This window comes from Streptomyces sp. MNU89 (genome assembly GCF_020982505.1).
Taxonomy (GTDB): Bacteria; Actinomycetota; Actinomycetes; order Streptomycetales; family Streptomycetaceae; genus Streptomyces; species Streptomyces xinghaiensis.
In genome coordinates, this window is record NZ_JAJKLL010000001.1 from 7019197 (window position 1) to 7035978 (window position 16782).

14 protein-coding genes are annotated in these 16782 nt (G+C 74.6%); 6 read left to right on the forward strand and 8 right to left on the reverse strand.

Annotated elements, in window-relative coordinates:
- Positions 1-151 precede the first annotated feature (151 nt).
- The gene (locus E4N63_RS30215; protein WP_230242262.1) at positions 152-1378 is read left to right on the forward strand and encodes a serine hydrolase; all 1227 of its coding nucleotides are present in this window, start codon (positions 152-154) and stop codon (positions 1376-1378) included.
- A 117-nt stretch (positions 1379-1495) separates the two neighbouring features.
- Here E4N63_RS30215 and E4N63_RS30220 read toward each other — a convergent pair whose 3' ends face one another.
- Together E4N63_RS30220 and E4N63_RS30225 are read right to left on the reverse strand one after the other, a co-directional pair.
- Positions 1496-2167, reverse strand: a complete 672-nt coding sequence (locus E4N63_RS30220) for a response regulator transcription factor (protein WP_308188764.1) — start codon at positions 2165-2167, stop codon at positions 1496-1498.
- The gene (locus tag E4N63_RS30225; RefSeq protein WP_230242263.1) at positions 2164-3465 is read right to left on the reverse strand and encodes a sensor histidine kinase; all 1302 of its coding nucleotides are present in this window, start codon (positions 3463-3465) and stop codon (positions 2164-2166) included. Before E4N63_RS30225 ends, E4N63_RS30220 begins: the two co-directional genes overlap by 4 nt.
- A gap of 1375 nt (positions 3466-4840) precedes the next feature.
- On the opposite strand from E4N63_RS30225, the gene E4N63_RS30230 reads away from it, so the two are divergent.
- Both E4N63_RS30230 and E4N63_RS30235 read left to right on the forward strand, forming a co-directional pair.
- Positions 4841-6130 (forward strand): transglycosylase family protein, encoded by a 1290-nt coding sequence (locus E4N63_RS30230; protein WP_230242264.1) that lies wholly within the window; start codon positions 4841-4843, stop codon positions 6128-6130.
- A gap of 228 nt (positions 6131-6358) precedes the next feature.
- Positions 6359-6535, forward strand: a complete 177-nt coding sequence (locus tag E4N63_RS30235) for a hypothetical protein (RefSeq protein ID WP_185831283.1) — start codon at positions 6359-6361, stop codon at positions 6533-6535.
- Between the two features lie 80 nt (positions 6536-6615).
- Here E4N63_RS30235 and E4N63_RS30240 read toward each other — a convergent pair whose 3' ends face one another.
- Both E4N63_RS30240 and E4N63_RS30245 read right to left on the reverse strand, forming a co-directional pair.
- Complete coding sequence (locus tag E4N63_RS30240) at positions 6616-7962, reverse strand: jacalin-like lectin (protein ID WP_230242265.1); 1347 nt, start codon at positions 7960-7962, stop codon at positions 6616-6618.
- 137 nt (positions 7963-8099) lie between these two features.
- Entirely contained in the window at positions 8100-8720 is a 621-nt protein-coding gene (locus E4N63_RS30245; RefSeq protein WP_230242266.1) for an L-threonylcarbamoyladenylate synthase, read from the reverse strand.
- A 466-nt stretch (positions 8721-9186) separates the two neighbouring features.
- On the opposite strand from E4N63_RS30245, the gene E4N63_RS30250 reads away from it, so the two are divergent.
- Both E4N63_RS30250 and E4N63_RS30255 read left to right on the forward strand, forming a co-directional pair.
- The gene (locus tag E4N63_RS30250; protein WP_230242267.1) at positions 9187-10386 is read left to right on the forward strand and encodes an MFS transporter; all 1200 of its coding nucleotides are present in this window, start codon (positions 9187-9189) and stop codon (positions 10384-10386) included.
- 21 nt (positions 10387-10407) lie between these two features.
- On the forward strand, positions 10408-11856 hold the full coding sequence (locus tag E4N63_RS30255; RefSeq protein WP_308188765.1) for a GH1 family beta-glucosidase: 1449 nt from the start codon (positions 10408-10410) through the stop codon (positions 11854-11856).
- Here the strand turns inward: E4N63_RS30255 and E4N63_RS30260 are convergent.
- Both E4N63_RS30260 and E4N63_RS31330 read right to left on the reverse strand, forming a co-directional pair.
- A complete protein-coding gene (locus tag E4N63_RS30260) occupies positions 11811-12437 on the reverse strand; it encodes a TetR/AcrR family transcriptional regulator (protein WP_230242268.1) in 627 nt (208 codons plus the stop codon). The two genes, E4N63_RS30255 and E4N63_RS30260, sit on opposite strands and share 46 nt — an antisense overlap.
- Before the next feature lie 189 nt (positions 12438-12626).
- A complete protein-coding gene (locus E4N63_RS31330) occupies positions 12627-13442 on the reverse strand; it encodes a DUF2382 domain-containing protein (RefSeq protein WP_230242270.1) in 816 nt (271 codons plus the stop codon).
- A 521-nt stretch (positions 13443-13963) separates the two neighbouring features.
- Here E4N63_RS31330 and E4N63_RS30270 point away from each other — a divergent pair.
- A complete protein-coding gene (locus E4N63_RS30270; RefSeq protein WP_230242271.1) occupies positions 13964-14917 on the forward strand; it encodes a glycoside hydrolase family 5 protein in 954 nt (317 codons plus the stop codon).
- Positions 14918-15250: 333 nt separating this feature from the next.
- Here E4N63_RS30270 and E4N63_RS30275 read toward each other — a convergent pair whose 3' ends face one another.
- Positions 15251-15586 carry a hypothetical protein gene (locus E4N63_RS30275; RefSeq protein WP_308188766.1) on the reverse strand — a complete coding sequence of 112 codons (336 nt, stop codon included), beginning with the start codon at positions 15584-15586 and terminating at the stop codon, positions 15251-15253.
- A 162-nt stretch (positions 15587-15748) separates the two neighbouring features.
- Complete coding sequence (locus tag E4N63_RS30280) at positions 15749-15898, reverse strand: hypothetical protein (RefSeq protein ID WP_230242272.1); 150 nt, start codon at positions 15896-15898, stop codon at positions 15749-15751.
- Between the last annotated feature and the right edge of the window lie 884 nt (positions 15899-16782).

A 16782-nucleotide genomic window follows, 5' to 3' on the forward strand; every position in this document is an offset into this window, starting at 1 on the left:
CCGCGGGCCGGTTCCGGCGGCGGTACCGGAGCACGTCATCCCCCGGTGGGAGGGACGGCCCCGGCGCGGTCCTTTCGTACCCCCGGAACGGCGCCGGAGATCGTTTTCCGGGCGGACGCCGTGTGCCGCCGCCCCGCATAGCGTTCCCGGCATGAGGAAACCACTGGCAATTCTGATGGCCGTGACCGCGGTGCTGGGCGTCACGGGGCAGGCGGCCGCGGCACCGGAGACGGCGACCCGGGGCACTGCCGAGGCGGGTCACCGCCCTGACACGGCGACACTCCAGCGCGACGCGGACGCACTCCTCCGCCTCGGGGCTCCCGGCGTGCTGGCCGATCTCCGCACCCCGCGGGGCGCCGTGAAGGTGCGCAGCGGATTCGGCGACACCGAAGCCGGGACGCCGGTGCCCTGGAAAGCGAGATTCCGCATCGGGAGTTTCACCAAGACCTTCGTGGCCGCGACCGTGCTGCAGCTCGTCGGCGAGGGCAAGCTCTCCCTGGACGACACCGTCGACCACTGGCTGCCCGGTCTCGTCTCCGGCCGGGGCAACGACGGACGCGCGATCACCGTGCGGATGCTGCTGCGGCAGACGAGCGGCCTGCGCGACTACATACCGGAACTGCCGTACATCTTCCTGGAGAAGGAGTACGGGCCCAACCGGTTCAGGACGGTGCGGCCGGAGCAGGCCGTCCGGCTGGCCATGCGCAATCCCCCCGTCTTCGCGCCCGGCACCGACTGGGGCTACTCCAACACCAACTACATCCTGGCCGGGATGATCGTGGAGAAGGCCACCGGGCACAGCTGGCAGCACGAAGTCCGCACCCGCGTCATCGAACCGCTCGGGCTCCGCCACACCTACGCCCCGGACACCTTCCCGTTCATCCCCGGCCCGCACGCCGTCGGCTACCAGCGGTTCGCCGAGAAGGGCCTGGAGGCCGACCCGGCCGACCCCCGGTGGGGCGAGCCCGTCGACGTGACCGTCGGCAACCCGTCGTGGGGCGGCGCCGCCGGCGAGATGATCAGCACCACCGAGGACGGGAACCGCTTTCTGCGGGCCCTTCTCGGCGGAGAGGTCCTGCGGCCGACCGAACTGGCCGAGATGAAGAAGACGGTCCGCGCCGGGGGGTTCGACGGCGCCTGGCCGGGCGTCCGCTACGGCCTCGGCCTGATGTGGGCGCCGAACTCCTGCGGCGGTGCCTGGTTCCACGGGGGCGACATCCCCGGCTTCAAGACGCGCAACGGCGTCACCGGGGACGGCAGCCGCAGCGTCATGGTCTCGGTCAACACCCAGAGCATGGTGCCGGAGCCGGGCGTGCCCGCACCGGCCGGGGACGAGGCGGCCGACCTGATCGACCACGCGCTCTGCGGCACGGGGTGAGCGCGGAGCCGGGGGCCGCCGCCACGCCGGCCCCCGGCGCTCCGTCCCGCACCCGGGCCGGGCCCGCTCCGTTCCCGTGAACCGGAGTCCGCGCGCCCTCCCGTCGTCCGCCGCCGCTCAGCAATCCTCGCGGGGCGAGACGAGACCGGTGTCGTAGGCGAGGATGACCGCCTGGACGCGGCTGCGGAGGGCGAACTTGTCGAAGATCTTCCCGATGTGCGTCTTGACCGTCGTCTCGCTGAGGGACAGCCGCTGGGCGATCTCGGCGTTGGACAGCCCCTGCGCGACGGCCCGCAGGACGTCCACCTGCCGCGCCGTCAGGACCTGCAGCCCCTGCGGCGGCGGGGGCTCGTCGCCGGGCAGCCGCGCGAAGCGGTCCAGGAGCCTGCGGGTCACCCGGGGCGACAGCACCGCCTCGCCGGCGGCCACTGTCCTGATGGCCTCCACGAGCGAGTCCGCGGGGCCGTCCTTCACCAGGAAACCGCTCGCTCCCGCCCGCAGCGCGTCGACGACATGGGCGTCGAGGTCGAAGGTGGTCAGCACGAGCACGCGGCTGCGGGCGCCGGAGCCGGTGATGAGCCGGGTCGCCCCGACACCGTCCAGGCGGGGCATCCGGATGTCCATGAGGACGACATCGGGCCGCAGCCTCGCGGTCTCCTCGACGGCGGCCGCACCGTCCGCGGCCTCGCCGGCCACCACGATGTCCGGCTCGGCCTCCAGGATGAGCCGGAAACCGGTGCGGATCATGGGCTGGTCGTCGACCAGCAGGACACGGACCGGGGACGTCACGGGCTGCCTCCCGGCGCGATGGCGGACGCGGGACCGGCCGGGGTACCCGGCGGGGTGCCCGGCTCGGGACCGGGCACGGGGATCGTCGCATGGACGCAGAACCCCCGGCCCGGCCGCGGCCCGGTGTGCAGGGTCCCCTCCACGGCCGCGATGCGCTCGGCCATGCCGGTGAGGCCGTGCCCGGCGCCCTGCGCCGCGGGCGCGGCGAGCGGTGGTCCGCCGCCCGGCCGCCCGCCGTCGTCGCAGACGCGCAGCCGCAGCAGGCGGGGGGCCTCCTGCCAGTCGACGGCGAGCCGGCAGCGGGCCCGGCCGGCGTGCTTGAGGGCGTTCGTCAGAGCCTCCTGGACGACGCGGTAGGCCGTCAGCTCCGAGCCGGCCGGCAGCGGCGCGGGGGTGCCGGTGCGGCTGAAGTCGACCCGCAGCCCGGCCGCCCGCACGGCTTCCACCAGGGCGGGGATGGCCTCGGTGGAGGGCTGGGGCGGTTCGCGGGTGGGGTCCCGGTCCGCTTCGTCGTCCGTCCGCAGGACCTCCAGCAGCCGCCGCAGCTCCGTCACCGTCGCCCGGCCGGTCTCCTCCACGGTCCGGAGCAGGTCCCGCGTCGTTCCGGGATCGCGCTCCCGCACCCGGCCGGCGGCGATCGTCTGGACGACCATCAGGCTCACGTTGTGGGCGACGATGTCGTGCAACTCCCGTGCGATGCGGGTGCGTTCGCGGGCGAGCGCCGCCCGGGCGTTGGCCGCCTGCTCGCGTTCGACCGCCGCGGCCCGCAGCAGCGTCTCCCGCGCCGCCAGACGGCGCGCCATGAACAGCCGGCCCAGCGCCCAGGCGCCCGTCAGCAGCACGGTGACGGTCACGGCGGTCGGCAGCCGGTAGGCGGGCATGAACAGGGCTTCGGCCACGGCCACCGCCGGGATCAGGGCGAAACCCGCCCACGCCGCGGTGCGGGCGCCGGACCGCAGCGCGGTGAGGAACACCCCGGCCGCCAGGGCCAGATGGACGAACCCGACGGACGGGCCGCCCCAGGGCCCGACCAGCGGCCGGACGTAGTCCATTTCCCGCAGGGCGAGCACGGCCGCGGCGATGGTGAGCAGGACCGGCAGGGGGCGGCGGTGGTGTGCCGCCAGCGGCAGGGTGGAGAGCAGGATCAGCAGAATCCCGGCGAGCCCGGGTTCCTTCACGTACTCGGCCGGGGCGTCCTCGCGGGCGGCGAGTCCTCCGGCGGCGAACACCACGGCCAGCGCGGTGTCGAGGCCGGCGGGGGAGAGCTGGCGCCGTGCGAGCGCGTCGATGAACGCCATGGCCCGAACGTTAGCGCGCCCTCCGGCGGCCTGACGGGGCCTCAGGGCTGAGCCCGTGGGCCCTCCCTCCTCCGCGGGGTGCTCATCCGAAAGGAGGAGGGAGCCGGCAACGCGGCGGGGACGAGCCGGCGGCCCGGGCTCCGCCGGTGCCCGCGCGGCCCGGTGGGAGGCGGAGGGCCGGAGCGGACCCCGGATCGGGGAGAGCTTGTTGCCCGGGAGGGCGTTCCCTCGCGCACGGCGGCACGGTGTACGCCCCCGGCGGGCGGCCGTCCACGGCCCGGGCATGCCGCCGTCCGGGGCCGTGCCCGCCGTTCCGCGTCCACGGCCCCGGACGCCCGGCGTAGGTGCGCCGCGCCGGCCGCGGGACGGCCGGGTCCCCCGGCACGGCCACCCCGTTCAGCAGGCCGGCGGCTTGGGCGGAGCGGCGGGAAGGGCCGGGCGGCGGCCGCCGGTATCGCGTGCGGGCACGCCGGAGAAGGGAGGGACGAGGAGAAAGGAAAACGCGGGCATTACCGCTGCCGCGGGCGGACTCCGGCCGTGCGAAAGGACCGGCGGAGCTTCCAGGATAGTCCGGGCCGGCCGAATCCCGCCATGCGCCGGAGCATCGAAAATTTGCCCGGTTCCCGGAGGTGCGGGCCGCCGCGTTCCCGCATTTCCGCCGGAATGGGCGGTGAGGACCGCACCCGGGCGCACGGCGGGGCCGGCCGCGTACGGACCGCCGGGGGAGTACCGGGCGGTGAACGGCCGCAACGGCTCAGGCTCTTGGCCCCGCCGGGGCAGGAGGGAACCCCCCGCCGGGCCCTCGCGGGACGGGCCGGCACGGCACTCCGGGGGCTGCCCGGATCACAAGGAGAAGTTCACGGTTCACCGTCTTCCCGATGCGACGGCCGCTGCCGCGGCCCCGGCCGTCCCTCCGAAAGACCGCCGCACCGGGCGCAATTGCCCCGGCCCGCCGGTCCGCCGCGGCGCGGGCCTTTCCGGGGAAATCCGTTCCGCGGGACGCGGGTCGGCCGGTGCCCCCGAATACCGCCGACTCTTCCGGGACTCCGCCGGGAATGGCGCCCGCGGCACACGCGAGCCCCCGGAACGTCCGGTCCCGGTCCGCCGGCCCACGGGGTTGACAGCGCGGGAAACCGGCGCTGCCGCCGCGACCGCCGCGCCGTGTGCGTCCGCGCCGACGGCCGTGCGCCCGCCCCCCTCCCCGCTGACGGAGCATCACGGAGCGGGCCGGCGGCGCACGGCGGCGCACGGCCCCCGACGCGGCTCCGTGCGCCTTGTGACCGGCCGGGCACGGCTGCGCTACTCGGACCAGTCCGCCCCGGGAAGCGACCCGGGGACGGGATCCCCGAACGCGTAGCGGAGAGGACCAAGGCCCATGGCCGCTGGAGGAGTTCACCGCCGTCGTCTGCCCAGCCGGATCCTGCCGGTGTGTCTCGCCCTGACGGTGGGAGGCGCCGTCGCCGTCCTGTCCTTCCCCGGAAGCGGCGTCGCCACCGCCGCCGGGGCGGGGGTGTGGGAGAAGGTCGCCCGGTGCGAGAGCGGGGGTGACTGGGACATCAACACCGGCAACGGGTACTACGGCGGGCTGCAGTTCTCGCAGAGCACCTGGGAGGCCTACGGCGGCACCGCCCACGCACCCCGGGCCGACCTGGCCACCAGGGCCCAGCAGATCAGCGTGGCCGAGGCGGTCCTGGCCGGCCAGGGCCCGGGCGCCTGGCCGGTGTGCTCGCGTCGGGCCGGGCTGACCCGTTCCGGCGGCGGCGAGGCGGCGGCCGGAGCCGGCAGGGAGGCCGGGGCGGGCGGCAGCAGCCGCGGCGGGAACGCCCGGGAGGGCAAGAGCGGCCAAAAGGGCAAGAGCGGCCGGGACGGCAAGGCCGCCGGCTCCGCCGCGGCTCCCCGCTCACGCCCCACCGCCCCCGCCGCACCCGGTGGCGCCGGGTCCGGCAGCCGGCGGACGCCCGCCTACACCGTGGTCGCGGGGGACACCCTGTCGGCCATCGCCCAGCGGCTGGGCGCCGGCGGCTGGAAGCGCCTCCACGCGGCCAACCGCCGCACCATAGGCCCCGACCCGGACCTGATCCTGCCCGGTCAGCGGCTGGTCGTCCCCGGTGGCCGGGCGAGCCGGTCCGCGGAGGCCCCGCGGCGGGAGAAGCCGGGCAAGGCGTCGCGGTCGGCCGCCCGGCGCGCGACCGCCCGCTCCGGCTCCGGCGCGGACTCCCGCCCCGGAACCCGTTCCCGTTCCGGCGCCCGGAAGCCGGGCGGCAACCTGTGGGCGCCTCCGGTCGGCGCTCCCGTCAGCACGCCCTACGGGGCCCGGGGCCGGTGGTGGGCGAGCGGCCGCCACACCGGCGTGGACTACGCGGTCCCGGCCGGCACCCCGGTCCGTGCGGCGGCCGCGGGGGTCGTGGTGTCGGCGGGCTGGAGCGGCGCGTACGGCCGCGAGGTCGTCATCCGGCACACCAACGGCCTCTACACCCAGTACGCGCACCTCGCCTCCACGACCGTGCACCGCGGCCGGCACGTCCGGGTGGGCGAGCTGATCGCCCACTCCGGCTCCAGCGGCAACACCACCGGCCCGCACCTGCACTTCGAGGTGCGGACCAGCCCCTCCTACGGCTCGGACACCGACCCCCTGGGCCCGCTGCGCTCCGGCGGAACGGGCTGAGGGACGGGGCACGCGTACTCCCGGGAGGCGGCCGTCCGCGCGCTGCGGCCGCCTCCCGGGGCCTTCCCGCTCCGCTCGCACCGGCGGCTGAACCCGGCCGGGGCTTCCCGTGCTCCGGTCCCGGAGCACCTGCCGCCCGGGGCGCGGTACGAGCCCCGCACCGGTGTAGGGGTGTCCGGCCGGCAACCGGGGGCACACGGTGTTCACCACATCTCCAGGGGAGGCACCATGCTGGGTATTGCAGCGGCGGTTCTGTTCTTCATCGCGTTTCTCATCAACGCCGCGGATCTCTCGACGAACGACGTCTTCTCGTCCACGAATCTCATGCTGCTCGGACTGGGCCTGCTCGCCCTGCACGTGGCGGGCATTGGAGGCGGCCTGAGCCGGGGCGGCCGCAGAGGCTGACGCCGGCGCGGGCGCTGACAGCGGGTGCGGATGCCGGGCAGGCCGTGAAGGCGGCCGTCCGGCATCCGCGCGTGCCGTGGTTACCGCGGTGTGTAGATCACGCCGAGCTTGTCGATCTCGTCGCCCGCCCGTCCGGTGAAGCCGCTGATCTGCCAGCCGGCGGGGGCGGTGAACGTGGCGGTGTCCGATGTGGCGGTGCCGGCGGAGAGACTGCGGCCGGCGTCGGTGGTGAAGGCGGCGGAGAAGATCCGGGTGCGGCCGTCCTTGCGGCCGCGGGACAGCGTCACCGAGGTGAGGTGCTCGCCCTCGGCCAGGGTGAGGGAGGCGGCGGTGCCGCCGGTGCCCCCGTGGGCGAGGACCGTGCCGTCGCCGAGGGCGAGGACGACGGAGTCCAGGCGGGCGCCGCCGCGCAGGGTGAGGGTACGGACCCGGGGCGCGGCGGGGAGTGCGCCGGCGTCGTTGAAGGCGGTGCCGTGCGGACCGCCGAAGAGGTCGCCGGCGCGTCGGTCGGCGGGCAGCGACCAGCCGAAGGCGGCGCTGTGGGGGTAGTGGTCGGAGAGATGCCCGCCCTCGGCGTCGAGGAACCGCCGCCAGGCGTTGCCGTACCGGGTGGCGGTCAGGTTCACCAGCGGGCCGGAACGGTAGAGGATCTTGTCGACGACTTCACAGGTGTCGGTGGGCGCCGCCTTGTCGCAGACCAGTGCCGGGCCGCCGGGGGCGGGCGCGGCACCGTCGCGCACCAGCTCCACCCAGGCGTCGGTGAGGCCGTTGGCCTCCGTCAGGGTGCGGATGGTGTCGCCGGTGCGGGTGTAGCGGGTGTTGGTGTCACCCATGACGATGACGGCGTTGCCGGCGGAGTGCGTGTGGATGAAGTCCGACAGCTGCCGGATGTTGGCCCGGCGCGCGGCGAGGGCCGGCTCGGTGACGTCGGCGTTGGTGTGGACGTTGTAGAGGTCCACGTGGACGCCTTCGGCGAGCCGGACCCGGGCGAGGGAGAAGCCCTTCGGGGTGAGGCAGTCGGTGCCGGTGCAGTCATTCCAGCGGACCCGCTCGAAGTCCTGGAAGGGGTGGCCGGAGAGGGTGTTGAGGCCGTCCCCGAGGCCGGCGCCGCCGCTGGTGGGGGTGCGGTGGGGATGGGTGTCGTGGGCGTAGAGGGAGGCGTGGTAGTTGAAGTCCTCCTGGACGTTCACGAGATCGTAGGGCGCCAGCCGCTGCCCGATCAGCGGGGTGTTGGCCGCCGGGTCGCTGTCGCTCAGGCCGAGCGGCAACCCGGCGATGTTGTAGGTGAGGACGGTGAAGGAGCCGTCGGCCGGGGCGGTGCCGGGGACCGCGGACGGGCCGGCCGCCGCGGCGGGCGCGGGTCCGGGGACGGCGAGGCCGGTCAGGGCGATCACACCGGCGGCGAGGGTGCCGAGCAGTCTGCGCATGAGGGGAGACCCTCCCGTGGGGTGGTGGGGCCGGGCGGGGACGGAGGATCACCTTCCACGCCAACGCGCCCCGGCACAAGAGGGGCTGACCGGCCATGCCCGCGGCAGGGGCGGCTCGCCGCTTCCGCGCCGGGCCGCTACTCGAAGCGGGCGGTGTCGCCGGCCCCGCGGCGTACGATCTCGGCCCCGCCGTCCGAGAAGTCGATGACCGTGGTCGGCTCGGTGCCGCAGTCGCCCGAGTCGACCACGGCGTCCACGACATGGTCGAGCCGTTCCTTGATCTCCCAGCCCTGCGTCAGCGGCTCCTCCTCCTCGGGCAGGAGGAGGGTGGTCGACAGCAGCGGCTCACCGAGTTCGGCGACCAGGGCCTGCGTCACCACGTGGTCGGGGATGCGGACCCCGACCGTCTTCTTCTTCGGGTGCAGCAGCAGGCGCGGCACCTCCTTCGTGGCGGGAAGGATGAAGGTGTAACTGCCCGGTGTCGCCGCCTTGATCGCGCGGAACACGTCGTTGTCGACACGCACGAACTGGCTCAGCTGTGCGAAGTCCCGGCAGACCAGGGTGAAGTGGTGACGGTCGTCCAGGTTGCGGATCGACCGCATCCGGCTGATGCCGTCACGGTTGCCCAACTGGCATCCCAGCGCGAAACAGGAGTCCGTCGGGTAAGCGATGAGCGCACCGGAGCGGATGCTGTCGGCCACCGTGCCGATGGTGCGCTGCTGGGGGTTCTCGGGGTGCACATCGAAATACTTCGCCATTCGCCGACCCTACGTGATCAGAACGCACGTGCCCGGCCGGCGGTGGCTCGAGGGCTTGCGGCGGCGGGGCCGGCCGGTGCGCAGGGAGGACCGCGAAGGCCGGGCTCCGTCCGGGTGCGCGGCCGAGGCCCCGGCGCCCCCGCCGACCCCGCCGTGCGCGTACGCGGTCCGCGGTCCCGTCCCGCACCGGTTGAGTGCACCGCGGCCCGGCCAACGCCGCCGCGCGGAAAAGCGGTTGCCTCGTCGAAAAGACCCGTGCCGCTCACTGGCCGAGCCCGGCCTCCCGGCCCTACGCTGCCGTTTTGCTGGATCATATGATCGACCAAAGAGACGGCCGGGTGATGGGGGCATGGTCAAGCGAGGGTCGCCCTCCGGCGGAGGACCCGCGGGAGAGGCCGCGCGCAGGACCCCCGTCGCGCCTCCCGCGGCCGAGGAGACCGCACCGCCCCGGGTGGGACGGAGGTGGGTGACCGCCTACGTGCTGGCGATGGCCGGCGTGGCGGCGGGCTGGTTCGGCCCGATCCAGATCCTGCTGCCGGCCCAGGCCGGGCGCCTGGCGGGCCCGGAGGGCAAAGAAGCGCTGCTGGCCCTGGTCACCGGATACGGGGCGGCGGCGTCCCTGGCCGCCAATCCCCTCTGGGGCGCGGTCTCGGACCGGCTGCGCTGCCGTTGGGGACGGCGCAGGCCGGTGTTCGTGGCCGGTACCGGCGTCGGCGTGCTCGGGCTGCTGGTGCTCTCGGACGCCACCTCGGCCGCCGCCATGATGACCGGCTGGATCCTGGTGCAGGTCGGCCTGAACGGCCCCCTGGCCGCGCTCGCCGCCCTGCTCGGCGACCGGGTGCCCGACGGGCAGCGCGGCACGGTCGGCGCCCTCTTCGGCGTCGCGCAGATCGCGGGCGTGGTCCTCGGCACGGCCGTCGCGGTGGCCCTGGGCGAGGGAGCCCTGGGGTACGCGGCGCTGGCCGTCGCCGTGCCGGCCCTCGCCGTGAGCCTGCTCCTCGTCCACCGCGAACCGGCCGCGTCCGGCCCGCCGCCCGAGCTCCGGGCGCGCGGATCCCGGCGGGCGGTTCTGCTCCGCCCGGGCGGGCAGTTCGGCTGGGCCTGGCTGATCCGCTTCCTGCTGAACCTGGTCAACGCACTGGTGCTGCTCTACCTGTACTACTACCTCGACGACGCCGTCGGCGCCGGCGACCCCGGCACGCTCGTGCTGGCCGTGACCCTCCTCAACGTCACCGTCGCGGGGGTGTGCGCCGCCGCCGGAGGTGTGCTGTCGGACCGACTGCGCCGGCGCCGCGCCTTCATCGCCGCCGGCGCGGGCCTCCTGGCCTGCGGCGCGGTGCTGATGGCGCTGCTGCCGGCCGTGCCGGCCGTCCTGGCCGCCGCCGTCCTCATCGGCGCCGGCTGGGGGTTCTTCGTCGCGGTCGACATGGCCGTCATCACGCAGGTGCTGCCCGACGCGGAGAGCCGCGCGACCATGCTGGGCATCGCCAACATCGCCGGCACCCTGCCCCAGCTGCTCGCCCCCGTCCTGGCCGCGCCCCTGGTGACCCGGCTCGGCGGCTACCGGACGCTCTACCTCGTGACGGCGGCCGTCGCCCTGCTCGCGCTCGCCTGCCTGCCGCGGCTGCGCGACGTCACCCGGCAACCGGCCACGCCCGGAAACTGACCCCACCCGGAAGGACTGCCCGTGCCCCCATCACCGCCCCTGCTCCCGCCGGGTTTCCGCTTCGGGATGGCGACCTCGGCGTACCAGATCGAGGGCGCCGCCGACCTCGAAGGCAAGGGACCCAGTATCTGGGACACCTTCACCGCACGCCCCGGCACCGTCCGCCACGGCGAGGACGCCCGCACAGCCATCGACCACTACCACCGGTACGAGGAGGACGTCACGCACATCGCGGAGGCCGGCGTCCACGACTACCGCTTCTCCCTTTCCTGGCCCCGGGTCATGCCCGACGGCGGCGCCGTCAACCCCCGGGGACTCGACTTCTACGACCGCCTGGTGGACCGCCTGCTCCAAGCCGGCGTCCGCCCGGTGCCCACCCTCTACCACTGGGACCTGCCCCAGGCGCTGGAGGACGCGGGCGGCTGGATGAACCGCGCCACCGCCCACGCGTTCGCCCGCTACGCGACCGCCGCGGCGGAGCGGCTCGGCGACCGGGTGCACGACTGGATCACGATGAACGAGATGAACGTCCACACCCTCTACGGCTACGCGCTGACCGACCACGCGCCCGCCCGGGGACTCGGCCTCGCCGCCCTGCCCGCCGCCCACCACCAGCTCCTCGCCCACGGCCTCGCCGTCCAGGCGCTGCGCGCCCACGGGGCGGCCCGCACCGGTGTGGCGAACCAGCACTTCCCGGTCTCCCCGGCCGGCGACGACGCGGCCGACACCGAAGCGGCCGCGCTCTTCTCGGACCTGACGAACTGGACCTTCTCCGACCCGATCCTGCGCGGTGACTACCCCAGCGAACTCATCCGGTCCGCGACCGGCACCGCGGAACCGCGACTCACCGAGGACCTGGAACTGATCAGCGCGCCGCTCGACTTCTACGGCGTCAACTACTACGAGCCCACCGTGATCGAGGCGCCGCGCGAGGGCAAGGACTACCGAGGGGTGATGGAGGTCGACATCCCCGAGGGCCTGCCGTTCTCACCCGTGCCGGTCGCCGGCGCCGAGCGCACCGACTTCGGCTGGGCCATCGTGCCGTCCGCGCTCACCGGCATCCTGCGGGAACTGCGCGACCGCTATCCGGCCCTGCCACCCGCCGTCGTCACCGAGAACGGTGCCTCCTTCCACGACGCCGCCCCCGACGCCCGCGGACGGGTGGCCGACCCCCGCCGGATCGCGTATCTGGACGGGCACCTGCGGGCCGTGGCCGACGCGGTGGCCGCCGGGGTCGACGTGCGCGGCTACTACGTGTGGTCGGCGTTCGACAACTTCGAGTGGGCCGCCGGCTACGACGAACGGTTCGGCCTCGTCCACGTCGACCGCGCGACCCTGCGGCGGACGCGCAAGGACTCCTGGTACTGGTACCGCGACGTGATCGCCGCACAGCCACCGGCCCCGGCCACGGCCCCGGACCGGCCTCAGACCACCGGCGGCGTCGCCGGCGGCCCGGGCGCCCCGAGCTGACCGACGAAGGCCGTGGCCAGGCGCGACAGACGCTCGCCGCGGCCCTCCTCGGCCCAGCCGTCGACGAGGCTGAGCAGCGTGCTGCCCTCGACGAAGATGATGAAGTCGTCGATCACGTCGTCGTCCTCGACACCGGGACGCAGCTCACCGCCCTCACGCGCCTCCCGCAGGCACACGCGCAGCAGCTCCCGGATCTCGCGGTGGGAGTCACGCCGCGCCGCGGCCAGCCGGGGGCTGGACAGCGCCGCCCCGGCGAAGGCCACGTTGACGTGGGCGTCGGCGGTCCGCTCCTCGTCCAGGGGGAGCACGGCGTCCAGGGCGGCGCGCAGTGCGGCGAGGCCGGACAGGTCACCGCCGAGCCCGAACGCGCGGGTGACGATGCGCTGGTAGACGGCCGTCTGGGCCGCGACGAGGATGTCGTCCTTGCCGCCGAGGAAATGGGCCAGGACACTCAGCGAGCATCCGGCCTCGTCGGCGATGGCCCGGGTGGTGGTGCCCTCCACGCCGCGGGCGCGGACCACCCGCCAGGTGGCCGCGAGCAGCTCCGCCCGCCGCCGCTCGTGGTCCACCAGCTTCGGCACCCGCCCAGCCTACCGAGACCACAGGGCGCGTCCGGCGCCTCGCGGCGGGGCCACCGACGCACCGGGACGGCCGCCCCGCCCGCCGGGGCAGGAGGCCGCACCGGTGTGGCAGATCCGGACGCCCGACGGCGGCCGGGTCCGGAGCACGTGCCCCGGACCCCGACCGCCGTCCACTCCGCCGTCCGCGGCTCAACGGCCGTGCCGGCGCCGCGTGTCGTCGGCGTCCGAGTCGATCCTCTCCTTGCGGACCTGCTCGGAGACCTCCTGCTGCTCGGTGACCGTCTCGGTGTCGAGCCGGACCCGTTCGACCGGCACGGTCTCCTTCTCCACCACCGGCCGTTCCTCGTGGAGGGTCACCTCGTGCTCCTCCTCGGAGATGGCGGGCCCCCGCATGGCCCGGTCGCGGTTGGCCTCGGTGATCGGCTCCCGCTCGACACGGACCTCTTCGTGACTCACCGGCACGGTGCGGGTGACGTTCTCGGTCACGACGTGCTTGCGCAGATGGGCCTTGCCCGACTCGACGGACTCGGTCCCCACGCGGAGCCGCTCCTCGGAGCGGGTCATGGCTTCGTCGGTGGTGGGCCCGGAGGTGTCCCGCCCGACGGGGCGGCTCCGCTGCTCACCGGCGGGCGAGCCCCTGCCCCGCTCGCCCCCGGTGCGGCCCGCCGCGGCCTCGGGCCGCTGCGCCTCGCCCTGGGGGATGCCGTAGTAGCGGTAGAGCTCTGACTCCTCCGACTCCGAGACATGGCCCTGATCGGCTTCGACACGGGGAGCGTTCTTGACCTTCTCCTTGTCGTACGGGAGCTCCAGGGACCCGTCGGCGAGCCTGGCCTCGGCCAGCGGGACGAAGGACTCCTTGGTGCCGAACATGCCGGTCTGCACGGTGGCCCACTCCGGGCGGTTGCTCCGGTCGTCGACGTACACCTGGCTCACCTTGCCGAGCTTGCCGTCGGTGCCCACGGCGGTGCTGTCGGCGACCCGGTCGAGGTCCTGGTACGAGATCACTGGTTTCTCCCTGGGTCATGCGGACGTGCGGCGCACGCCGGTCGGTCTGTGGTTGCGCGGGAGGTGTTGCGCCCCCGGCGGACGGCGACGGGGCCGGTGTCCGCCGGCGTCCGCGTCGGGCCACCGGGGCGGCCCCCCGCCTGGCTGCGGGCGCCCCCTGCCTCCCTCGTCACGCGGTACCCGCGCATATATGCATGAACCGTATGAAAGGGGCATTCCTCGGGGGGTGGGTGCGGCTCGGCAGGGCGGCCGCACGGCCACGGGGGGATGAGGGCTCAGCCGCCCCGGGGGACAGCCCGGCGTTTCACGATCCGCCGCGCACGGCAGCGCAGCGAGCCCGCCTCTGCGGCATTGACCGGCGCCGGGGCCGGCTTTACCGTGCGCAGGGGTCGCAGCCCCGGGGAGCAGGGGGTGCGTGGGAACCACCGGAGAGGACAGTGATGGTGTTACGCCGCTTACCGAGGTCGCGTCACCGGTGGGCCCTGGCCCGGGCCGCCGGTCTCCTGGCCCTCTGTGCCGCGATGACGGCACCCCTTCCGGCCTCGGCGCGGGCGCACGCGGCGACACCGTTCCAGGACCACGGGCGGCTGCAGGTGTGCGGGACGGCGCTGTGCGGCGAGGACGGCCGGCCGGTGCAGCTGCGGGGGATGAGCTCCCACGGCACCCAGTGGTTCGAGCACTGCCTGACCGGCGCCTCCCTCGACGTCCTGGCCCGGGACTGGGGTGCGGACGTGCTGCGGGTGTCCACCTACGTCCAGGAGGACGGATACGAGACGGACCCCGCCCGCTTCACCGACCTGGCGAGCCGCGTCATCGACCAGGCGACGGAACGCGGGATGTACGTGATCGTGGACTGGCACATGCTCGACCCGGGCGATCCCCGCGTCAACAAGGAGCTGGCCGCCCGCTTCTTCGCCGATATCACCGAGCGCCACGGCCACCAGGACAATGTCCTCTACGAGATCGCCAACGAACCGAACGGCGTGAGCTGGGAGGCGATCAGAAGCTACGCGGAGGACGTCATTCCCGTCGTGCGGGCCGGCGACCCCGACGCCGTCGTGCTGGTGGGCACCCGCGCATGGTCCTCACTGGGCGTCTCGGAGGGCGCGGACGAGTCCGAGATCGTGGCCGATCCGGTGGACGCGGAGAACGTGATGTACACCTTCCACTTCTACGCCGCCTCGCACCGGGAGGAGTACCTGCGGACCCTGTCCCGGGCGGCCGCTGAACTCCCGCTGTTCGTCACCGAGTTCGGCACTCAGGACTACAGTGGCGACGGCCCCGACGACTTCGCCATGGCCCAGCGCTACCTCGATGTGATGGCGGAGAAGAAGATCAGCTGGACCAACTGGAACTACTCCGACGACTTCCGCAGCGGCGCGGTCTTCCGGCCGGGAACCTGCTCCGGCGGGACGTGGGCCGACCCCGGCACTCTGAAGGATGCCGGCGTGTGGATCCGGGACCGCATCGCCTGACGGATCCCGCGCCGCGGCGGGTGGCGGCCGGCGGCCCGGAGGCGGCCGACCGCTCACCGGGCGCGAGGCCGGGGGGCGACCAGCAGCCGTGATGTGGGCAGGGTTACCGGGGTACGGGTCTCCGGCCGGGGCGGCGCGGGCGGGAGGCGGTGAGTTCGGGGTCAGGTCCGGGGCACCGCCTGCTGCGGCTGTTTCTGTTATCACCTGGCACTGTTCGCGCCTTCCAGTTGTTCGGCCGCGGCGGACGGTTGTCCTGTGTCACCGAACTGTGGGCGCGTGTCATCGAAGTCTGAGTGATGGGTGGGAAGGCACGGTGACGATGGCCTGTCCGAGTCAGTGACTCCAGTAGTCGCGACGGGGCGGTTCGGCCCACACATCGGGAGGTCCGACCACGGCACGCCTGTCGGCCGGACGCAGTCCTGCATAGGCGCAGGAGAAGGCCACGGCGCTGTGTTGGTAGAGGTACGAAGCCAGTACTTCCTCGGAGGTGTCGTTCTCGTGCGGTCCTCCGCCCGGGTGCAGGTCCCAGCCGTCGACAGTTCCATGACGGGCGATGCTGCCCTGGTTGCCGCTCTTGGGATTGGCGTACAGGCCGTAGCAGAGCGTGCCGGCGGACAACCGGGTCAGCACGCCCGGCCTTTGCGGCGCGTATCCCCAGGGCTGTGTCACGACGTGTGGATGCGGGGTGTGCGGTTGCTGGGAGTGTGCCGGTCGCGGTGTGTGCGTATCGGAAGGCGGTGTGGGAGAACATGGTGTTGCGCCGTGCCTTGGTCACCAGCTGCCACGTGCAGGCGACCGTGACCTGGGCCGTCACGGCGGCAGGGGAGACGATCACGAGGAGGGGTGCGCAGGTGGGGGCTCGGGGCCGAGCTCCTCCAGGTCGGCGGCCGGCGGCGGCACTATCACCGTCTGGATGAACAGCGAACCGGCCGGCAGCGCCGCGAGTACGGCGCGCGGCGTAAGCACTGTCGGGTTTCCCATGGCCGCTCCTTCGATCGAATCACGATGGTAATCTATCGAATATCGATAGGCCTGGGGGGTGTACCTGAGGCGCGGGGGAGCCGCTGCGGACGGTGACCCGGGGGCCGGTTGTGTTGCGTGTGGTGAGCGATCCCCCGGGTGGTTCCGTGCTCCCTTCTTCCGGGCGGGCCGGGCGCCGCCGGCGTGACGCCGCCCCACGACGGGGCGCGCCCCGAGCTGACCGTTCCGCCGGGCCGCTCGCGCGGCCGGTGCCCCAGCGCCACTGCAGGGCCCCGCCCGCCTCCGCTCCCGGAGACCTGTACGTCGCGCGGGGTGCCGAAGCCACCGGGCGCTCCTCCGGGGGCACCGGCCGTGGACGGTGCTGCGCACCGGGCGTAGGGCGTCGGCGAGGCCGGGTCCGGTGCGGCCGCGGGCGGGCAGCGCCCGCGGGTGATCCCGGCGGTGCGGCGCAGGGCGGGTGGGCCGGCCACGGGGGCGGCGGCGCGGGGCCCGGGTCGCGGCGTAACGGCCGGGGCGGCGCAGGGCGCACGCCCGGCAGGCACCCCGCGAAGGCGGCCGGTACCTCCCTCCCCTCCCTCCCTCCCTTCCCGGCCCGGCCCGGCCGCCCGCCGCCGCCGTCGCCGCGGCCTTCTCCCTCCATCGGCTTGCCGCCGGCCGGCAGCGTGACCCGGACGCGCAGGTCCTGGAGGCTCCCGGCGCGTGGGACAGGCCCGCCGCGCTCACCCGGCATGCCGGGGTGAGCGCGGAGACGGGTGGCCTGCCCGCCGGGTGGCCTGCCCGCCGGGGTGGAGGGCGCGGCCGGGGTGGAGGGCGCGGCCGGTGTGGAGGGCGCGGCCGGCCGCGCGGCCCGCTCCGGACACGAGCCGCCTCCCCCCAGGGCCTTC